The organism is Acinetobacter sp. YH12040 (assembly GCF_013420005.1).
GTDB classification, from domain to species: domain Bacteria; phylum Pseudomonadota; class Gammaproteobacteria; order Pseudomonadales; family Moraxellaceae; genus Acinetobacter; species Acinetobacter amyesii.
Map to the genome: position 1 here is coordinate 74,873 of NZ_VOZB01000001.1, position 20,878 is coordinate 95,750.

The window sequence follows — 20,878 nt, forward strand, 5'->3', positions numbered from 1 at the left end:
CACATCACCTAAAAATTATAATTGTGAACCAATAAAGAAATGTAAACGAATTGGTTTGCTGTCGTCAGAAAGTCCAGTAGCGACATCTAAACGAATTGGGCCAATTGGAGAAGCCCAACGAATCCCCACACCTGCGCTATATGCAGTCGGTGTATTAAAGTCTTTATCGTACGCATTACCAAAGTCACTAAAGACCGCAGCACGCCAGCCTTCTTTAAATTGGTAGTTATATTCTAATGAACCCGTTGCCAAAACTTGACCACCAATTTTATAGCCATTTTCTTCGGCAGCTAAACTCTTATAGTCAAAGCCGCGAATGGTTTGGTCACCACCGGTAAAGTAGCGTAAGTTATAAGGAACTTTATCAAAGTTCTCTGTCAGAATATAACCTAAATCACTGCGCCCCACGAACTGGTGATTATCATTTTCACCCAATGAATAAATAAAGCGCCAGCCCGCATTCAAGATCGCCATGTCAGCATCTGAAAGTAAGCTTTCACTTCCGACTTCAACTTTATAGGTTTGCTTAATCCCTTTACTCGGATTCACACGTTTATCAGAGTCGGTTCGAGAAATTTCATAGCCAAACATCAAAGACTGCTGTTCATTGTTGGTATTTACCAAGAACGCATCTGGAATGTCATCACTAGGACTTAGGCCGTCATCGGTAATACGGTCCAAACGGTAACGTAAACCAAAGGTATGCTGCCAACTACCACGTGGGTTTTTAATAATCCGGTCAACCCCAGCTACAGCAGATTCAATCGAAAGATTAACGCCTTGACCGACATCGTCACGTTCTTCACGCTCATAACCACCGACCAAGCTGACATAGTCATTTAATGGATGGTTATAAGGAATGTTATAGCGACCATCAATCGATTGACGGATTTTGGATACTTCCATGTTGGCGTCAAAAGAATGACCACGTTTATTCACGATGGCACGGCGATACTGCCCACGAACACGTGTACCGGTGTCGGTACCAAAACCAGCACCAATTTCTGCACTATTCAACTTATCTGCATTTAGTGTCACGATCACAGGGACTTTTTTATCTTCACGTGCTTGCGCTTTTAAACGTTCTTGTTCTGCTTGTTTAGCATCTTGCGTATCTTGCAACCTGCGTAATTTAGAGGATTGCTCTGCATCATTCACCCCCGCAAATTGGTCTTCATCAACCACTTTTTGCGTGACTTCCTTATTCGACATCACTTCCGTTTTGTCTTTCACTACTTGTGAACTTTCAGACAACTGATTTTGATCGACCAAGGTCTGAATATCTGGTGGCAGTTCAAGCGGCTTTTCAATTGGGTCTGGACGAATCGCATCAACTAAGGTGTAGTTAAAATAGCGAGAGTTGGTCAGATTATTGGCTAAACCATTTACACGCCAGAAAGTATAATCAGCACCGTCTTTCCACGTCACCAAACTTTCTAAAATATCTCGATCCAATGGAAACTCTGCATTAGGATCACTCATTCGAAATTCGACTTCGCCAAGCTTATAACGCTCACCCGTTTCAAATCGCAAATTGATATCGGCTGTATTTTGTGGTTGAGCCACTCTTACATCGTGCAAACGCCAGTACGAGTCGAAATAACCGTTATTGGTCGCTGCATCATTAATTCGGCCTTTCGTCGTTTCGTATTCACCATGATTAAGAATGTCACCTTCTTCCTGATCTGGTAAAACACCAATCACCTGAAACTGAGCTTGATTTGCTCCAGCCCCTGAAAATTCAATATTTTGCTTTTGAATTTGCACAGGCGTATTTGGTGTAACCAATACACGAACTTTACTATCAGACACTTTTTCAAATTTGAATTCTGACTGATAAAAACCTACAGCTTGTGCAGCTTGATTGGACAAGCTGCGTAATTGAGGCAAAGCCGATGGAAAATCGCTAAAGGATTCTTGGGTAAAACTTGAAAGCTTGCCTTTAATATTGGCTTTGAGATCTTCCAGTGCCGCACCATAGGCTTTACTCGAAGTCTGACTGGTATTATGTGCTGAGGTAATTTCAACATCCGCACTAATTCGTGGCACTTTTGCCGTATTCATCTGACGTGGCGGACGCACTTTATATAATAAGCGCTTGAAAATACCCGGCTCTGCATCATCTTCCACAGTTGGATTATTCAGCTCTTGCAGCGTACTGGCATTTTCATTTTGTGTTGCAGTAATTTCATTATCAGAGCGAATTTCACTCATGAGCTGATCAATATTGACTGGCGCTTGGTTAATTTCCGTTAACTCTTTTTGGGTAATGTCCGCAACAGCAACTTCTGTTTGTTGTGTCGCACGGTACTCCTGCGCCTGACGTTTGGCCTCTTCAGCAACTTGGAAGATTTCATTCGCCATGTTTTGATCAACAGGTGTCACGGGTAAGTTTTCTAAATCTTCGAACTCAATGGGTTTAAATTCTTGTAGTTGTGTTCCTGCTTGCTGCTGTTCTTGCAGCATTTTCATACTATCAACAGATTCTTTCGGCTCATTTATATTTTCAATTTTTTCAATTGCTTCAGGCGTCGATAGCCCTTGCTTTACAGCCTCATCCTTGATTTCAGCAACAATCTCTGCTTTTGTATCTGCAGAGGTTGGAACAGTTTCCGCGGGAGTTTGGGCGAAACTATGCTGAGCACACAAGGTCAAAAAGATGCTCATATATAGACTTTTATTGCTATGATGCTGTCGTATGCAGTGAGCCATACTGTGATGAAGCATTGTTTTTTTAAACTTGATTTTTGCAGGCATAGCAAACTCTAACAAATTTCATTATGTAATGGACTTAGTCAATCAGATGTAGAGCTAAAGATCTTATATCTATTGGTTTTTCGCCATCCCCAAACTCAAAAACATATTACATGATTTTTTTAGAGATTTTACCAATCACTCACATTTCTTAATAAAACTTAATGTAGCAAGACGCTTATGAATAACAACGAACATCTGCTAGGTACACGCCGTTTCCTGCCTATGTTTTTGACCCAATTTTTTGGGGCCCTCAATGACAATGTCTACAAACAGGCTTTATTGTTGGTCATCACCTATGGATTAATCCAACAACAGGCATTACCCATCAGCACGCTAAACAATCTAGCTGCATTATTGTTTATTTTACCCTACTTTATTTTTTCAGCGACAGCGGGACAGATCGCAGATAAGTTTGAACGTTCACAACTTGTCCGTGGCATCAAAATTTTAGAAATTATCATCATGATCATCGGCAGTATTGGCTTTCTGACCGGTCATTTATGGTTGTTATTGTTGGCTTTATTTTTGATGGGGACCCATTCGACATTTTTTGGTCCAATCAAATATGCGATTTTGCCTGAAATTTTAAAGCCCAATGAACTGATGTCAGGCAATGCTCTGTTCCAATCGGCAACGTCCATGGCGATTTTATTCGGGATGATTTTGGGCGGTGCAGTGATTGCTTCCTCACAAGGCAATTTAATATGGATCAGCCTGACAGTTATGACCATCGCCATTTCAGGTTATATCACCAGTCGTTTTATTCTTAAGCAAAATGTCACTACACCAGATTTAAAAATCGATTGGAACTTTTTCCGAACTAGTTATCAAACGATGAAATATGCCAAAAGTTTGCCGCTAATTTTTACTATTTTATTGGGGAACTCGTGGTATTGGTTTTATGGTGCAACCTACCTCACCCAAATTCCACAAATGACTCAGCAAAATCTACATGCCTCTGAAAATGTCGTTAGCTTGCTATTGACCTTTTTCTCTGTCGGTGTGGGCGTAGGTTCATTGCTTTGTCGTAAATTGGGCGGCACTCAAGTCAATATTAAGATGGTTCCCATCGGTGCTGTCGGTTTAACGGTATTTGCACTGTATTTAGCATTTAGTTTAACGCTTGTCCCGACTCAAACTGGCCCACTTATTACCCTTTCAGAAGTTTTTCATCAAGGTTGGGGCTATTACCATGTCATGATTGCCGTGACTTTATTGGGTATTAGTGGTGGTTTTTACATCGTTCCGCTCTATGCAATGATGCAAGCTTATTCTCCACGCTCACATCGTGCGCGAGTGGTTGCCGCAAACAACATTTTAAATGCGGTATTTATGGTATCTTCTGCTATATTTTCAATTATCATTCTGAGTGTTTTAAAGATTGATATTAAAATACTTTTTTGTATAACCGCAGTGCTCAGTGCAATCTTTTGTATTTGGCTGCTATTACGCATCAAACCTTTGCTTAAAACTACGCAAGTCTCTCTGGAGGATTAATCCATGCGTCAATTTACAGGTGTCGACAAACTTATTCACTCATTTGATCAGGCCTTACGTAGTTTAGTTCCCGGAGCAACGGCTGCACATCGTGAAAATCCGTCTGTTGCTGAAAAGACTCAACTTGCAGTCAGTGAAGCACGTCATGTTGCAGGTCTAATGCGGGTCAACCATAGTGGTGAAGTGTGTGCTCAAGCGCTTTATCATGGCCAAGCCCTCACCGCGAAACTGCCGAACGTACGCCGTGAAATGGAACACGCTGCGATTGAAGAACAAGATCATTTGGCTTGGTGTGAAGACCGCTTAAAAGAATTAGACAGCCATACTAGCCTGCTCAACCCTGTTTGGTACGGCCTTTCTTTTGGAATGGGCGCATTGGCGGGTATTGCCGGTGATAAATACAGCCTAGGTTTTGTCGCTGAAACTGAGCGTCAGGTGAGTCTGCATTTAGAAGACCACATCCGCCAACTTCCTGAACAAGACGAACGTTCACGAAAAATCTTAGTGCAAATGAATGAAGATGAGCTGCATCACCGTGATACAGCACTCAATGCAGGTGGTGTAGACCTTCCTGTTCCAGTTCGTATTGCCATGACTGGTATTTCAAAGCTGATGACCAAAACCAGTTATTACATTTAATGCTTTTCTAATGATTGTCGCTAAGTTTTATAAATAGTGAACAAAAAGCCTGCAATGATGCAGGCTTTTTCATAAGTAATGTTTTGACTCTAATACAATAATTCCTTCGCCATCAAAACAGTTTATAGGCTGCCATCGACTTGGTGTAAACCAATCAAAATTCAAACTATAAAGTTGCTCAGTGGACGGATAACCTGATCCACCTAATTCAAGCAGCCATCCTGCCGGACAAATTTCCTTTTGGTTATTAATCACAACAATATGATCATGTGCCAATTCCAGCAATAAATGACGATCCAGCTCAAATGCAATAACATCAAATCCAGCTATTTGAATAAGCTCTGGAAAACGAGCCGAAGTCAGACCTTGACGAATATCAGTCATCTGTTCAAGAGAATAGTTGGTTTCAAATGATCGGTTGATCCATGTCCCCTGAGGCAATATCACCTCACCATAAACTAAAGGTTGTTTAAGCTGAATAATAATTTGTGCCATATACTCTTGATAAGCACGATCTGAATGATGATTTGAAAAAGCAATCTCTGCATAACTCAAGAGAACAAAAATTGGAAAAATGAGTAAAGTCGATAGCCCCCATTTTACAGTTTTATCTAGTTTAGGATGATACTTGCTTAATTTCTGTTGTTTTTTCTGCCATGCATTCCAATACAACCAAGCAGGAATCACGAATATGACCAGCAACACCGAAAAACACATAATGATAAAGGCAATCGCACCCGCACCATAACCTAAACCCATATTGCTCTCACTGAATATCCTTTTAAATCTTTTGATTATGTTTTGACGATTTTATCAGATCAGCCACGTTCACTTTATCAATGTTGATGATGCTTACGCCACCACTTCAACACCATATAGAGCACACGGAAGAATACGATACGTAAAATAACGGCAATAACGATGTAAATATCTTGATGATAAGGCAGCATTTTCGCCCAAAATAGATGTAAATAATGACTGATTTGAAACCCAATCGTAGCGACCAACATCGCCCAAATAAAACAGGCAACTAGATTAATCAGCACATATTTTCAAAAAGGATAAGCACGCACACCGACTGCAATAGGTAAAATGGTTCTAAAACCCCATGCAAAGCGCATAAATAAAATGGTCAAAATAGGATAACGTTCAATAAACTGGCTCGCACGATCGAATTTTTGTGCAAATTCTGCATTCGACTGGATAAGTTTTTGCCCATAGCGAGCGCCCATTTGATAATAAAACTGATCACCAATAAAACTGCCTAGCATCGCCACTGCAATCAACATTGGAAAATGAAGTATGTGTTGATGAACAGCATAGGCGCCAATCATCAGCACTGTTTCTCCTTCAAACTATGTGCCAATAAAAATCGCAATATAGCCATAGTGCTGAATCAGATCCGTCCAGTTCATATCATTATTTTGAAGCTAAAAAGATAATGTAATCCTGCGACAGCCTATACGCTAGCGCATACCATGACAGGATTTGAACATTTTTTGTTATTGTCTACTTGGGATATTTAGGGACATTTGAAATATACGTCATGAGTTTTGAAAGCATTGCGTTTCATTCGCTCAATCCACTAAAACCTTTTGGCAACTCACCATAGGAAATTGATGTGCTGGATGTTCAAACATTTCATTTTTCCAAATGTCGAACATTGGTATTTTAACATCGAGTGCTAAAGGCAGTTTTTTCGGATTAAATTGCATGTGCGCTAAGCCTTCGCCCCACGCGATCAGATCCAGATCCAAAGCGATATTATGAGACGGACGAACACGACCTGAGTCTGCTTCCATTTTTTTCAGTAAGGTGCTGATTTCATCTACAGATAAACTGCTTTTCACCAAACAAGCTGCATTCCAATAATCCGCCCCAATGCCATCACGACAAGGAATCACATAAATTTTGGAAAATTCAACATGACCCAAAGCCTGAATTTGACGTAAAGCCTGTTGAAAATGCGGTTTGGGATTGAAATTACTCGCCAGAGCTAGGGCGAAAATCGTTTCGGTGGCGTTCAAGACGAATTCCTACAGAATTGGCTTGCGCGATAATGGCAGGCTTCCGGATGCTAATCATAATAGATTCAATGCTGTCATAGGTAGCAAAAAGTGCATCAATCACCAGTTTTGCTGCATGTTCGATCAATTTAGGTTGAGCAGTTTGAATGACTTTGGCTGATATTTCGCAAATTTCAGCATAATTCAAGGTATCTTCAAGCTCATCTGACTGAGCCGCCTGCGCTAAACTGGTTTGTATATTGAGGTCGAGCATCAAAGGCTGAATAATCTGACGCTCCCAATTGAAACAGCCGACTACAGTTTCAACTTTCAAACCTTCAATGATAATTGCGTCCATTCTTACACTCAAAATAAAATCTTAAACATCGATAAAATCCTCCTGTTTAAGCAAGAGGATTTTATTTATATCTTGCGGCTAAATTATTGCTTCAACAATAAATTAGGGTCCATAGTCTGCACCATTTGAATACGCTGGTCTGCATAAATATCAGTATATGGCGCAAGGATGCGCATAAAGCGATCGAAGTACAACATTTGTTTGAATAATAAAGCGAAGTCACGTGGGAAGCGAATACCATGACGCTCTCCGACTTGTACCATATCCATCATAATGTCATTCAAATCGGCAGGATTCGAGGTTAATAACTCTTGCGGATCGGCCAAAAGCACACCGCTAAATAAGCGCTCTAAGTCGGCAGCTAAGACTTGTGTGTCAATTTTGACAGCCGTCATGCCCATTTTCAGCATATTTTCAGCCATCAAGTTGTAGTCAGTTTTTTGTAGGGCATCCATAAACGCAATACATGCTGTCCACACTTCAGGTTTCAACTGGCCCACAATACCAAAATCGATGAAGCCAACTCGACCATCTTCAAGCAGCATCAGGTTGCCTGCATGTAAGTCTGCATGGAAACTATTACATAACATCAAGCTGCCAAACCATGTATTCATCGCTGTCACCAAAACTTGCGATGGATCTTTAGCGACTTTCTTGACCACATCAAAATCAGTCAATGGTACGCCGTATAAACGCTCCATGGTTAATACGCGACGTGTTGAATATTGGTGATAAACCTTTGGTGCTGTTGCGGCTTTGTTTTGAGTTACATTCAGATAATTCACAAAGTCATCAAGATTTTGAGCTTCTTCAATAAAGTCCACCTCACGTACCATGCGAACTTTAATTTCTTCAACGATATCTGCAAGTGAAGCAAATTTGACTTTAGGTACAGCTTTTTCAACCAGTTTGGTTGCCCAATGTAAAACGTTTAAATCTGTATAGAGAATCGTCTCGACACCCGGTTTTTGCACTTTAATAACGACATTTTCACCACTGACCAATTTAGCAGCGTGTACCTGTGCTATCGATGCAGAAGCTAAAGGCTTTTCATCAATTGAAGCAAATATTTCATCTAAATTACGACCAGCAAATTCTGAAGCCAATACCTGCTGCACATAACTAAACGGCAATGAAGGTGTCTGATCTAAACAGCCTTGGAACTCTTCGACATATTCACGTGGAAATAAAGAAGGTGTACTTGCAATAAATTGACCTAATTTAATATAGGTTGAACCCAGTGATTCAAAAGTTTCACGCATGAGTTTTGCGTTACTTGGTTTTTCTGTCGCGTATTTAAAACCGGCTTTAGCCGCGACCACTGCGGTCTCACCCATTCGGGCAACCGAGCGAATTCCATCTAACCAGATATTGTTTTTCATAATGTCTTAGAAAAAAATAATTAACGTGAGTGTAGCAAAAAAATAAGGGCTTGCTGCTTTATCTTGCCTGACAGATTGGACAATCGGGATCTTTTTCAAAAGCGAGAATTTTTTGTTTCATTGACAGACCATCCCACAACAAAAGTTTTTGTTTCAATACTGTCTTTCCTAAACCCAAATAAAGCAAAGCATGATGTGCTTGCAAACTTGCCATAACATTTGGTGTGGTTGCAAGCACACCCGAGTCTGCACAGCGCAAACTTTCATTGGCTTGTTGTTCTTTTGGAAATAGACATTCATAACATGCCGCGTTTCCTTCGACCATAAACAGTTGCCCTTGGAAACCAATCGCTGAAGCACTAATCAGCGCCACATTATTTTCTACGCAGCTCACATTGACCAAATAACGCGTGCTGAAATTATCACAACCATCGAGAACCAAATCTTGCTGTGAAATCAATGTCTTTGCGTTGCTTTCATCTAATTTTGTGGTATAGCTTTGCACTCGGATATGCGGGTTAATCGCTTTTAAGCGTTTAGCCAAAATTTCTGATTTATAAAAACCCACATCGTCTTTGGTATACGCGATTTGTCTTTGCAAATTACTGATTTCAATTCGATCTGCATCAATTAAAGTAATTTGTCCGACGCCTGCACGTGCCAATAATTCGGCTGTGGTACACCCAATTCCACCACACCCCACGATGAGTACATTGGCAAGTTTTAGCTTCTCTTGTGCATCGATGTCCCATCCATCAAGCAATATTTGACGGCTATATAAATGCATTTCATCATCACTTAATTCAAATTCAGATGTTGATTCATTCGATTTAAACGTAGACAAAGTATTTCCTTATTAAAATTCGTCAAGCATAAAAAATAGGCGAGTTTATATCGCACGCAAAAGATTAAAACACCGATATCCATCAAATGTTGTTCGAGTACAAACCCGAAACAGTGTAAAAACACCCTGCTATTTGAGCAAGACAATATACAGCTTAAAGTTAAAATAAATGCTCTGTAGACATGGTATTTTTCTTAGTTAGCGTATCTTCAATTACACTATTTAAAATACAGTATCTCAGACACCTTAGTATGTAGAAACATCATAGAGGTATAGCGTATACATGTTTTAAAAATAATAAATAAAAAATATAGTTATATTTTTAAACATATTTAGTTGCACTAGAGCTGCTTACATTAGGTTCATTTTAATGATTCTTTTCTACCTTAGCCTCAAAAAATAAAACTTAATTCAAGACATTTTAAGCGTTTATGTATGCGAAGAGATTTAATCCGTAGGTATATGTATGAATTCAGTGAGAATTAAATTGCTGACACAATATGTTCGATAAACTTATGACCTAACACACATTATTCAAATACTTTGTGCTCAGTTATATTTACCCCTTTACCCCAAAGTGATTACTTAAAAGTGGAGAATAAAAATGTCACAAGAATACGTTGAACAAGATCAGCGACAAAAATTATGGGAACTCATTAAAGACGTGCGTTTCACCATGATTAGCCATGTCACTGACAAGCAAGAAATTCATTCTCAACCTATGACTATGCTTAATTCTGATAAGATGAATGAGCATGAAAATATCTATTTTCTTATGAAAGAAAACAATGACCTTGTAGAGGCAGTCAATGCAGGTCGTAATCATCTTGGATTAGCATTCGCTAAACCTTCAGACGATATTTATGTATCAATTAGTGCTCATGGAGAAATCAGTACAGATGCGGCCCTAATCGATAAATTATGGAATCCTTGGGCTGAAAACTGGTTCGATGGCAAGACTGATCCTACTGTTCGCGTTTTGATAGCTAATGCTATTAGTGCAGAATTCTGGAATGTCAAAGACAATAAAGTCACCCATTTATTCAAAGTTTTGAAGGGCAATTTAACGGGTAAAACTCAAGAACTTGATACTGAGCATAATACCCTGAACTTAAAATAAATGATTTTATTGATTCGAATTAATGCTTTAATTTTAGGTTAATTTGGATTGTCCCATAGTTAGTCAAATACATATATGATCTCGAATGAATGGTTTCACCAGCTCAAATATCAATTTCAAAAAGGCTGCATCAAGCAGCCTTTTTTGCGTATATAAATTGACTCAACTGACCTTTTGAATTAATTGCGTTTTGGCCACTTCTTGTTGCTTCAATAAATTACGTTGGATTTTTCCACTCGATGTTTTAGGCAATCCATCTACAAATTCAATTTCTTTTGGATAAGCATGTTTGGATAAACGAGATCGTACATAGGCTTGTAGTTTATCCATGAGTTCTGAACTTGCTTGATATTGTGGTTTCAATACCACAAAAGCTTTGACCAATTCAGTTCGCTCAGGATCAGGCTTACCAACAACTGCCGACTCTAAAACCTCTTCACACTCTAATAATGTGCTTTCCACATCGAAAGGCCCTACACGATAGCCTGACGTTGTAATGACATCGTCTGCACGACCTACAAAATCAATGCCGCCTTCTTCGTTTAAACGAACGGTATCACCGGTTAAATAGTAGTTCCCGACAAAGGCTTTACGATTATTTCCACCATAGCCTGTGAACCACATGAGTGGAGATTGCGACCAGTCTAATGCCAATGTTCCAATGCCACCACGTTCAATTTCTTGATAGTCTTTATTAAGCACCGCGAAACGATGGCCCGGTATAGCAAAACCGGCTGAACCCACTTTTTTGTAGTGTTCTAAAGCGTGATGATTTGCAATCACCATACCGAGTTCTGTTTGCCCATATTGGTCATAAATATTGACGTTTAAATCGTGATTAAACCATTGAATCACTTCAGGCGTTAGTGGCTCTCCTGCACTACTCACAACCCGTAAATGTGATTTTATGGATGCGTCAAATTTTTCTTTAAAACCAAAGAACATACGAAATGCCGTTGGTGAACCGGTCAAATTACTGACTTTATATTTTTTGATGACTTGAAGTGCATGATCAACACTAAAAGCACGTTCATCCATAATAATGCTGTGTCCTAAACTTAATGGCCCTGCAATTCCATAGTACAAACCATAAGCCCAACCCGGATCTGCCAAATTCCAAAATGAATCTTCATCACGCAAATCAACCGCATGTGTCATATACCCTTTAAATGCCAATAACGCTTTGTGTGGCACAGGTACAGACTTGGCTAAACCGGTCGTTCCCGATGTAAACATCATTAAAAATTCATCGTCAAATGAACGGGGAACTGAGTTAAATGTGGCGTCATGCAATTGCAACTCTGACCAAAAGTCAGGATCTGTCTGAATTGCTTGATCGGCATGCACGGTTAAAATATGTGGTAAATCAATATGATTGAGTTTTGATCGTTGCTCAGTGTTGGTTACAATCAGCTTTGTTCCCGCAGTTTGCACCCGATGCTCAATCGCTTTGGACTCAAATGCCGTAAACAAAGGCTGATAAATTGCCCCTATACGCCATGTTGCCAAAATAGTAATCAATAACTCTGCAGTACGGGGTAATAGACCTGCAATGCAATCACCTGCTTTTAGCCCAATGCGCTGATAATAATTCGCCAATTGTGCAGAAGCTAAATCTAATTGCTCAAAAGTCCATTGTTCAGATTCACCATTTTTACCTTCCCAGATCAGTGCAGTTCGATTTTGCCCAACATAGCGCCCACAACATTCATCATAAGCATTGATTGAACTTGGCGTACCGACCAATTGTTCTGCAACCATTTTTTCAAAATTAAAATCACGATATGCTTGTTCTAGTGTCTTCATGACGACAATTCCTATCCTGTTCTCTATGATTCAAAGTGCAAGACTTTGAGGTTTATTGATCTTGTTGTTGTACCGCTGCGTACTAGTGACGATTCCTTTGCCACATCCGCTTTTACTGCTTTTCTATACACCGATTGCAATGTCGGTTTTTTCGTTTTGAAACTTATACTCTTCGACAATCTATTCGTAAATTACCTATTCTTAGACTGTCTATACCTAGATAACCATGTTTGGATGTGCCCTGCAATTTCCATAACCATCAACGCCATTGCAGGGTTTGAACATCGACTAAAGTCTATTTTTTAACCTTTCACCCTTTGGTGACTTCACGTGCAATCACCAGCCGCTGAATGTCCGATGCACCTTCATAGATTTGACTGACACGCACATCACGATAAATTCGTTCTACTGGGAAATCAGATACATAACCATAGCCCCCATGGATCTGAATCGCATCTGAACACACCCGTTCAGCCATCGTCGATGCAAAAAGTTTCGCCATCGAGGCTTCTTTTAAACATGGAAAACCTGCATCTTTTAACGTCGCTGCATGGAAAATCAATTGGCGAGCCGCCTCAATTTGGGTAGCCATATCCGCGAGGCGAAATGCCACGGCCTGATGCTGTACAATCTCTACGCCGAATGCCTTGCGTTCATTGGCATATTCAACGGCTGCATCTAATGCTGCTCGTGCCATACCCACAGACTGCGCTGCAATACCAATTCGACCTGACTCTAGGTTTGATAAGGCAATTTTATAGCCTTCACCCTCTTGGCCTAAAAGACTATCCGCAGGAATACGACAGTCATCTAAAACAATCGTTGCTGTATCGGAACAATGCTGACCCATTTTGTCTTCTAATCGCGATACGATATAACCCGGTGCATCCGTCGGTACTAAAAAGCACGAAATCCCTTTTTTACCTGCAGACTTATCCGTTACCGCAAAAACCAAGGCTACTTGGGCATGTTTTCCTGTGGTAATAAATTGCTTGGTGCCATTTAACACCCACTCATCACCATCACGCTCCGCTTTACATTCCAATGCGCTCGCATCTGAACCCACTTGTGGTTCTGTTAGGCAAAAACAACCTAACCATTCGCCAGTGGCTAATTTTTTTAAGTATTTTTCTTTTTGTGCTTCTGTACCATAACGCTGCGTAATGCCACATGGCAGTGAATTTTGTACGCTAACAATTGTGGAAATCGCACCATCGCCCGCAGCAATTTCTTCTAAGGCAACAACCAAAGACACATAGTCTAAACCTGCACCACCCCATTCATCCGAAACCGTCATGCCTAAAGCACCTAGCTCACCCAGTTCCTTAAGTTCTTGTGCAGGAAATGACGCCGTTTTGTCACGCTCTGCAGCCGTCGGTTTCAGTTTTTCTTGCGAATAGCTTCGCATCATGTCCTGAACCATTTTTTGTTCATCATTTAAAATCATGAGACTTCCTTTTCTAAATCTTTTATAGCGCGTATAGCTTTAAATTTTGGATAACTGCGGAATTAAAAATACTTTGGCTGTATAAAGCAAAGTTAGATACACGACGACGTCATTTGCAACTGTCTGAGGCAGGACGCCATTAATCTCTAATGTTTCTGTAATCTGTAAATCAATAAATACTTGATGACGAGTTTTACAAATGACTATAGTTTTGGTTACTTTTGCCGAAACAAAAGTAACGAGATAATCTATTGTCAACGAAGTTATTCTCGATCAGACTCCGTCGTAGAAGCCTGAATAAGCAGTTTTAATAAATAACTATTTAGGCTGCATACGGATCGCGCCATCAAGACGTATCACTTCACCATTGAGATAAGCATTTTCAAAAATATGCGTCACTAATTTTGCAAACTCTTGCGGTTTTGCTAAACGTGGAGGGAAAGGCACCATTTGCCCCAAAGCATCTTGTACATTTTGTGCTAAGCCTTTGAGCATCGGCGTTTCCATAATACCCGGAGCAATGGTCATCACACGGATTGATTCACGTGCAAGCTCACGTGCAAGAGGTAATGTCATTGCAACCACTGCCCCTTTGGATGCTGCATAAGCCGACTGACCAATTTGACCATCGAAAGCCGCAACCGACGCCGTATTCACAATCACCCCACGCTCTTCTTCACCCGCTTTTAATTCATATTTAGCAATCAGTTGTGCCGCATAGCGCAGCATATTGAATGTACCTGAAACATTAATATTTAATACTTTTTGGAACATCGCCAAATCATGTAATCCGTCACGACCTAAAACTTTTGCAGAGGGTGCGATACCTGCGCAGTTCACTAAGCCATTAAGTTGACCAAATTCCGCTTCAACTTGTGTAAAGAAAGCGCCTACCGCTTGTTCATCAGTGACATCCAATTGAACAAATTTCGCATGATCACCCAGTTGACGTTGCATCGCTTCGCCATGCTCATGATTCATATCCACGATAATCACTTTTGCGCCCAAGCCAATTAGATGTGTTGCTGTCGCAGCGCCTAGACCCGATGCACCACCAGTCACAACGAAAACTTTTCCTTTAATGTCCATAGCATTTCCCTATTTACGATATCTTGTTTTAAATTCGACTTAAGATGCAGAGTAAACAGAGAATTTATTCAGTACAATTTCCAAATGTTGCATCTTTTCTGATGTATTTGGACAATTCTGAACAAGGACCTATCAGCACATATGCCGAATCATGGACTCGAATACAGTAAAGGGACGATTTCTATCGACTTGGTGCATGAAGCATTACACGATGCGCAAAAAAAGCACTTTGATATTTCTGCTATTTTGCATAAGTCTGGTATACCCTCAGAGTTACTGCTATCGAGTAAAACCAGAGTTTCTGTTTCTCAATATGCGGCTTTATGGACTCATCTAGCAGATGTGATGGATGATGAATTTTTTGGCATGGATCGGCATGCCATGCGACGTGGCAGTTTTAAGCTACTGTCGAAAATGGTCATGCATAACAGCACCTTGGGGGATGCACTTAAGCAAATCATACAATTTTTAAATCTGATTTTAGATGACTTGCATAGTGATTTAACCATTGAAGATCACTTTGCTTATATCGTGATCTATGACCAACAAGCGCCTAAACGCATGTTCAGCTATGCCACATATTTAATGCTTATCCATACGCTACTGTGCTGGCTAAGTGGTCAACGGATTTTATTAAACCAAATCCAATTTAAATGCGATGCACCACTTGATGATCACGACTACAAAGTTCGCTTCTGTGAAAATATTCATTACCAAGCCAGTCAAAACTATATACAGCTCGATGCCAGTTATTTAAGTCTACCAATCAAACAAGACACACGTTCGTGGTATCAATTCTTACAACAAACACCTGAAAACCTTTTGGTACGCTTTAAAAACCCGTATGCGCTCAGCAGCCAAATTCGTAAACAACTGTTAGACGTTCCTCCTGCCGAATGGTTAGAGTTTTATGAGTTGGCGGTCAAAATGAATATGTCGGAAGCCACGATGCATCGCCGTCTTAAAAGTGAAGGTGTGAGTTATCAACAACTCAAAAATGATATCCGACGAGATACCGCCATCGATTTTTTAACCCATACCGATAAAAGCTTACAAGATATCAGTGAAGAACTAAATTTTCATGATCCGAGTGCTTTTCATCGGGCTTTTAAAAAATGGACAGGTGTCAGTCCTGGTGCATATCGACAAAATAATGCGCCTGAATTCAAGGCCTAAAATTTGATATTCGCTATTTATAAATTGAATATTCATCTAATTAATAGAAAATCAATAACTTAAAAATATTCAATAAATAGACTGACCATTCATCCTTGAACGATTGCTACTTTAGTCTAATTAGGTTATTTTTTACTCAATTTAAAGCACTTTGCTTATTTTTTTCTAATTCTCCTGCATCTCCTTGAAAGGCTTTCCTATGCTTAAGATGATTGATGTTCTTGAACAACAACTTGTTCAAAACTTTTCAGATTCTCTTTTCACTCAGATTGACGCAATTGATGAACTGTTTCACGAACAGCTTAAAACTGTTGCAGATATCGATTTGCAAAATTTGATTTCACAATTTTTTAGCACTGAAAATGCAGTTGAAGTTGCTCATGCGCTGGATATCCAAGCAGATGACATTGAAGCAATTCAAGCAGGTGCAAATCCAAAAGATGAAAATTTAGTCAATGCAACTGCAAAAATTATTGCTTACTGTCTTGCAGTAGAAACATCAGCTTTAGAACAAGTTGAAGTTTTCGATAGCTTACAAGATTACCCAATGTAAGTATTGATCACATATAAAAAAGCAGCGAAAGCTGCTTTTTTATTGAAAAAGTTATTTTAAGCCTGTAATTCACTACAATTTTTGAATATTCATTACACTAAAATATCTAAGCATTTTTCATGCAAGCTTACACATTAATTGATATAACACCATTTCAGCACAATTAAATCCGATAAAATATTTTATATCAAATACTTATATTTGATTTATAAGCTTATCTCGTTTTCTATTATTCTTAGCATTTATTCTGTTTTGTTTCTGGAATATTTCCGTCGTATCTATGTGCTCATAATTCAACACTTGATTGCGAACGACATGACTTCCCTATTTAAAAGCCCAAAACTGATTTTTTCTACGCTGACATTCAGCCTACTCAGTAGCTCTATCTTTGCTGCTATTCCTTCGACACTTAAACTGGATTATGCCTACTATGCACCGACCAGTTTAGTGGTGAAGGAACAAAAACTCTTAGAAAAAGCATTACCCAAAACACAAATTAAATGGGTCTTTAGCCAAGGTAGTAATCGCTCACTCGAATATCTCAATAGTGGCAGTGTGGATTTTGCCTCAACAGCAGGACTTGCAGCCGTTTTGAGTCGTGCCAATGGCAGTCCGATTAAAACTGTATACATCCAGTCACAGCCTGAATGGACGGCATTGCTTGTGGCAAAAAACTCTCCGATTAAAAGTCTGAAAGACCTCAAAGGCAAAAAAATTGCAGCGACCAAAGGAACCGATCCATTCATGTTTACTTTGCAGTCTTTGGAAACAGTCGGCCTCAATAAACGTGATGTGCAATTGGTACATTTACAACATCCTGATGGAAAAACAGCTTTAGAACGTGGTCAAGTCGATGCATGGGCGGGATTAGATCCACTCATGGCATCGGCACAGGTACAATCAGGCGCGCGTTTGCTTTATCGAAATGTGGGTTTTAACAGCTATAGCGTTTTAAGTACCAAACAACAATTTAGCCAGCAAAGTCCTGAAGCCGTTGAAGCTGTGATTAAAGCCTATGAACAAGCACGACAATGGGCCAAAGCCAATCCAGATAAATTAGCCGAATTATTAGCACGTGAGTCCAAGCTTCCATTGGCTGTTGCCAAGCTTCAGTTGAATCGTACCAATTTTGATCAAAATATCCCAACAGCTAAACACATTGCGGCCTTAAAGAAATCTGGCACGATTTTGACTGAAGAAGATTTAGTTCGTAAAGGAACCAATGTCAATCAAGTCATTGACCAACTTTTTGATGCACGTTATGCGAAAAAGGTTGTGAAATAACATGTCATCATCACTGACTCAACCCAAAATCGATACAGCGGTTTCGACCGCTTCCGATTCATCAAACCATATAAAACCCAAGTTGATCTTGATTTTAAAAGGTCTTGCTCTACCTGTGGTTTTATTGCTGCTATGTGAAATCTTGGTCAAAAATGGTGTAATCGAACCGTATCTACTCCCTGCTCCGAGTAGCCTTTGGCAGTCATTTATAGAGTTATCTGAAGGTGAACTTTGGCAGCATATCTGGACTAGTACTTGGCGGGTATTTTTAGGCTTTTTTATTGGTAGCGGACTTGCTCTGATTTTTGCACTCTTGGTCGGTTTGAACAAACAAGCCGAAGCATTTTTGGAACCCACATTTTCAGCGATTAAATCCATCCCCAGTTTGGCATGGATTCCCTTACTGCTTTTATGGTTAGGTATTGATGAATCCTCAAAAATCACCCTCATTGCCATAGGTGCTTTTTTCCCGACCTATACCAATACTGTTGCAGCGATTCAAGGTGTAGACCGAAAACTCATTGAAGTTGCGCAAGTTTATCGTTTGAAATATTTCAGGCAGATTCGTGAAATTATTTTACCTGCAGCATCGCCGGGTATACTTACAGGCTTACGCAATAGTTTAAGTTTGGCATGGATGTTTATGATTGCAGCAGAGCTGATTGCAGCCACGCAAGGTATTGGCTATTTGCTCAGTGATGGTCGTGAAACTTCACGTCCAGATATCGTGATTATTGCCATTATTCTATTGGCGCTCTTAGGGAAAATCACCGATAGCCTGATGAAATATCTAGAACAATATCTATTGCGTTGGCGTGATGTTGTGAAGTAACATATTTTCCATACTTGCAAATGCACGCATATAAATGCTCACATGTGCATTGAAAAACAAAAAAATAAAGCGCATTCAATGCGCTTTATTTTTGACTATTTCTCTAACACCAAATCAGTGTTGCCACTGGCCTAAACTGACACGGTCATTGCCACCATAATCTTTTACAGTCCGAACATTTCGATACCCAGCTTGTAAGAACAAATGTCTGACCGCTTCACCTTGGTCATAACCATGTTCGAGCACCACCCAACCATTCACGGTTAAATGTTTTTTGGCTTGAAGAATGATTTGTTCAAGATCTGCAAGCCCATGATTATCTGCAACCAAAGCACGTTCAGGCTCTGTTGCCAAATCCTTCATGTGTACATCATCAGCATCGATATACGGCGGATTTGACACAATTACATCAAAGAAAGCACGACCAAAGGGTTTCAACCAAGAACCTAAGACAAACTGCACATGTTCAAGATCATGCTTTTTGGCATTAAATTCAGCAACTTCCAATGTAGGTTCATAAATATCCGAAGCCACAATTGACCAATCTGGACGTTCACTAGCTAATGACAAGGCTACAGCACCAGTTCCTGTTCCTAAATCCACCACACGAGCATCTTCAGGAAGTTCTAAACGCAGTACAGTTTCAACAAGTACTTCCGTATCAGGACGTGGCACCAAAGTATCTTTAGTCACTTTTAAGTCTAGCGTCCAAAATGGCTGAGAACCTGTGACATAAGCCAAAGGCTCACCTGCTGCAATACGTGCAAGTGATGCGATATATTGTTGTTCTTGCTCAGCTGTTAATTCTTGATCCTTTTTCATGATTAAATCAAAAGAATCAATCTTGGTGATGTGCTCTAACAACCACGCATTTTCCTGACGTTCATAACTTTCAGGTTCACCACGATAGGCCAAAGCCTGTGCAATATTCATTAGCCACCATTCTGCTGTGCTAATAATGCCAACTGATCGGCTTGATATTCACGATGCAAACTATCTAGCAATTCAGTCAAATCACCTTCCATCACAGCATCTAACTTATACAGTGTTAGGTTAATACGATGATCAGTCATACGACCTTGTGGATAGTTATAAGTACGAATACGCTCAGAACGGTCACCAGAACCCACCAAGTCACGACGCATTTCAGATGTCGCTGCATCTGCTGCTGCGCGTTTGGCATTTTCTAAACGAGAAACCAATAGCGCCATCGCTTTGGCTTTGTTTTTATGTTGTGAACGTTCATCCTGACATTCTACAACTGTACCCGTTGGAATATGGGTAATACGCACAGCAGAGTCAGTTTTGTTAATGTGTTGACCACCCGCACCAGATGCACGATAGGTATCGATACGTAATTCTGAAGGATTAATTTCAACACTTGTGTCTACATCAATTTCCGGCAAAATCGCAACAGTACATGCCGAAGTATGAACACGACCTTGTGACTCTGTTGCAGGAACACGCTGTACACGATGTGCACCACTTTCAAATTTCAAACGACCATATACGCCTTCACCATTGATGAGGCAAATCACTTCTTTATAACCGCCGTGTTCGCCGTCATTTTCAGACAACACTTCAATACGCCAGCCTTGTGATTCAGCATATTTACTGTACATGCGATACAAGTCACCCGAGAAAATTGCAGCTTCGTCACCACCTGTTCCGGCACGGATTTCTAAATAAGCAGAGTTCGCATCATTCGGATCTTTTGGAATCATCAGAATGTTTAAGTCTGCTTCAAGCTGACCGATCAAAGCTTTATTTTCTTTGATTTCCTCAACGGCCATCTCTTTAAAATCTGGATCCGTCATCATTACTTCAGCAGTCTCAATATCTTCTTCAGCTTGACGGTATTTTTTCCAAACTTCAGTGATTTCAGATAAATCACTATGCTCACGTGACAACTGACGGAAACGTTTGTTGTCTGAAATGACTTCTACATCTGCGAGTAATGCATTTAATTCTTCGTGACGGTCAGAGAGCTGATCTAATCGTAAACGTAACGATTCTTTCATTTTTCAAAAAATCTCAATACACAGGCTCTACCGCTAAACTTTCACGGATATGCCAAAATTCAAAATA

General features: G+C 40.0%; 20 protein-coding genes. 7 read left to right on the forward strand and 13 right to left on the reverse strand.

Translation table 11 applies throughout. From position 1 onward, the window contains the following. Positions 1 to 15 precede the first annotated feature (15 nt). Positions 16 to 2,757 carry an autotransporter assembly complex family protein gene (locus tag FTT99_RS00385; RefSeq protein ID WP_180131824.1) on the reverse strand — a complete coding sequence of 914 codons (2,742 nt, stop codon included), beginning with the start codon at positions 2,755 to 2,757 and terminating at the stop codon, positions 16 to 18. 177 nt (positions 2,758 to 2,934) lie between these two features. Between FTT99_RS00385 and FTT99_RS00390 the strand changes: the two genes are divergently transcribed. Both FTT99_RS00390 and coq7 read left to right on the forward strand, forming a co-directional pair. Beyond that, a complete protein-coding gene (locus FTT99_RS00390) occupies positions 2,935 to 4,254 on the forward strand; it encodes an MFS transporter (protein WP_180131821.1) in 1,320 nt (439 codons plus the stop codon). A gap of 3 nt (positions 4,255 to 4,257) precedes the next feature. Continuing rightward, complete coding sequence (gene coq7 / locus FTT99_RS00395; RefSeq protein ID WP_180004953.1) at positions 4,258 to 4,893, forward strand: 2-polyprenyl-3-methyl-6-methoxy-1,4-benzoquinone monooxygenase; 636 nt, start codon at positions 4,258 to 4,260, stop codon at positions 4,891 to 4,893. A 69-nt stretch (positions 4,894 to 4,962) separates the two neighbouring features. Here the strand turns inward: coq7 and FTT99_RS00400 are convergent, their stop codons facing one another. The 7 genes from FTT99_RS00400 to FTT99_RS00425 form a co-directional block, all read right to left on the reverse strand. Next, positions 4,963 to 5,652: a hypothetical protein gene (locus FTT99_RS00400; RefSeq protein WP_180131817.1), complete on the reverse strand. Its 690-nt coding sequence runs from the start codon at positions 5,650 to 5,652 to the stop codon at positions 4,963 to 4,965. A 77-nt stretch (positions 5,653 to 5,729) separates the two neighbouring features. Further along, positions 5,730 to 5,939 (reverse strand): hypothetical protein, encoded by a 210-nt coding sequence (locus tag FTT99_RS16390; RefSeq protein ID WP_257229300.1) that lies wholly within the window; start codon positions 5,937 to 5,939, stop codon positions 5,730 to 5,732. Positions 5,940 to 5,945: 6 nt separating this feature from the next. Further along, complete coding sequence (locus FTT99_RS16395) at positions 5,946 to 6,227, reverse strand: VTT domain-containing protein (RefSeq protein WP_257229301.1); 282 nt, start codon at positions 6,225 to 6,227, stop codon at positions 5,946 to 5,948. Positions 6,228 to 6,470: 243 nt separating this feature from the next. Further along, positions 6,471 to 6,920 carry a 2-amino-4-hydroxy-6-hydroxymethyldihydropteridine diphosphokinase gene (locus FTT99_RS00410; RefSeq protein WP_180040382.1) on the reverse strand — a complete coding sequence of 150 codons (450 nt, stop codon included), beginning with the start codon at positions 6,918 to 6,920 and terminating at the stop codon, positions 6,471 to 6,473. Next, positions 6,877 to 7,257, reverse strand: coding sequence for a dihydroneopterin aldolase (gene folB / locus FTT99_RS00415; protein ID WP_180004951.1), 381 nt, complete (start codon positions 7,255 to 7,257; stop codon positions 6,877 to 6,879). Before folB ends, FTT99_RS00410 begins: the two co-directional genes overlap by 44 nt. 83 nt (positions 7,258 to 7,340) lie before the next feature. Beyond that, positions 7,341 to 8,639, reverse strand: coding sequence for an AarF/ABC1/UbiB kinase family protein (locus FTT99_RS00420; protein ID WP_078193949.1), 1,299 nt, complete (start codon positions 8,637 to 8,639; stop codon positions 7,341 to 7,343). Between the two features lie 58 nt (positions 8,640 to 8,697). After that, positions 8,698 to 9,426, reverse strand: a complete 729-nt coding sequence (locus FTT99_RS00425; protein ID WP_180035801.1) for a HesA/MoeB/ThiF family protein — start codon at positions 9,424 to 9,426, stop codon at positions 8,698 to 8,700. Positions 9,427 to 10,087: 661 nt separating this feature from the next. On the opposite strand from FTT99_RS00425, the gene FTT99_RS00430 reads away from it, so the two are divergent. Next, on the forward strand, positions 10,088 to 10,603 hold the full coding sequence (locus FTT99_RS00430) for a pyridoxamine 5'-phosphate oxidase family protein (RefSeq protein ID WP_180023516.1): 516 nt from the start codon (positions 10,088 to 10,090) through the stop codon (positions 10,601 to 10,603). A 162-nt stretch (positions 10,604 to 10,765) separates the two neighbouring features. Here FTT99_RS00430 and FTT99_RS00435 read toward each other — a convergent pair whose 3' ends face one another. The 3 genes from FTT99_RS00435 to FTT99_RS00445 form a co-directional block, all read right to left on the reverse strand. Next, positions 10,766 to 12,409, reverse strand: coding sequence for an AMP-binding protein (locus FTT99_RS00435; RefSeq protein WP_180131816.1), 1,644 nt, complete (start codon positions 12,407 to 12,409; stop codon positions 10,766 to 10,768). A gap of 310 nt (positions 12,410 to 12,719) precedes the next feature. Further along, entirely contained in the window at positions 12,720 to 13,856 is a 1,137-nt protein-coding gene (locus tag FTT99_RS00440) for an acyl-CoA dehydrogenase family protein (RefSeq protein ID WP_180023514.1), read from the reverse strand. 318 nt (positions 13,857 to 14,174) lie between these two features. Next, on the reverse strand, positions 14,175 to 14,945 hold the full coding sequence (locus FTT99_RS00445; protein ID WP_180131813.1) for a 3-hydroxyacyl-CoA dehydrogenase: 771 nt from the start codon (positions 14,943 to 14,945) through the stop codon (positions 14,175 to 14,177). A 141-nt stretch (positions 14,946 to 15,086) separates the two neighbouring features. On the opposite strand from FTT99_RS00445, the gene FTT99_RS00450 reads away from it, so the two are divergent. The 4 genes from FTT99_RS00450 (at position 15,087) to FTT99_RS00465 (ending at position 18,790) form a co-directional block, all read left to right on the forward strand. Further along, entirely contained in the window at positions 15,087 to 16,121 is a 1,035-nt protein-coding gene (locus FTT99_RS00450) for an AraC family transcriptional regulator (RefSeq protein WP_180131810.1), read from the forward strand. A gap of 199 nt (positions 16,122 to 16,320) precedes the next feature. Beyond that, positions 16,321 to 16,674, forward strand: coding sequence for a hypothetical protein (locus FTT99_RS00455; RefSeq protein WP_180131808.1), 354 nt, complete (start codon positions 16,321 to 16,323; stop codon positions 16,672 to 16,674). A gap of 315 nt (positions 16,675 to 16,989) precedes the next feature. Next, positions 16,990 to 17,958 carry an aliphatic sulfonate ABC transporter substrate-binding protein gene (locus tag FTT99_RS00460; protein ID WP_180131806.1) on the forward strand — a complete coding sequence of 323 codons (969 nt, stop codon included), beginning with the start codon at positions 16,990 to 16,992 and terminating at the stop codon, positions 17,956 to 17,958. Positions 17,959 to 18,028: 70 nt separating this feature from the next. Further along, positions 18,029 to 18,790, forward strand: a complete 762-nt coding sequence (locus tag FTT99_RS00465; protein ID WP_372491147.1) for an ABC transporter permease — start codon at positions 18,029 to 18,031, stop codon at positions 18,788 to 18,790. A 114-nt stretch (positions 18,791 to 18,904) separates the two neighbouring features. Here FTT99_RS00465 and prmC read toward each other — a convergent pair whose 3' ends face one another. Next, the gene (prmC, locus tag FTT99_RS00470) at positions 18,905 to 19,723 is read right to left on the reverse strand and encodes a peptide chain release factor N(5)-glutamine methyltransferase (RefSeq protein ID WP_180131804.1); all 819 of its coding nucleotides are present in this window, start codon (positions 19,721 to 19,723) and stop codon (positions 18,905 to 18,907) included. After that, positions 19,723 to 20,811, reverse strand: coding sequence for a peptide chain release factor 1 (gene prfA, locus FTT99_RS00475; protein WP_078188570.1), 1,089 nt, complete (start codon positions 20,809 to 20,811; stop codon positions 19,723 to 19,725). The genes prmC and prfA overlap by 1 nt, the downstream gene beginning before the upstream one ends. Between the last annotated feature and the right edge of the window lie 67 nt (positions 20,812 to 20,878).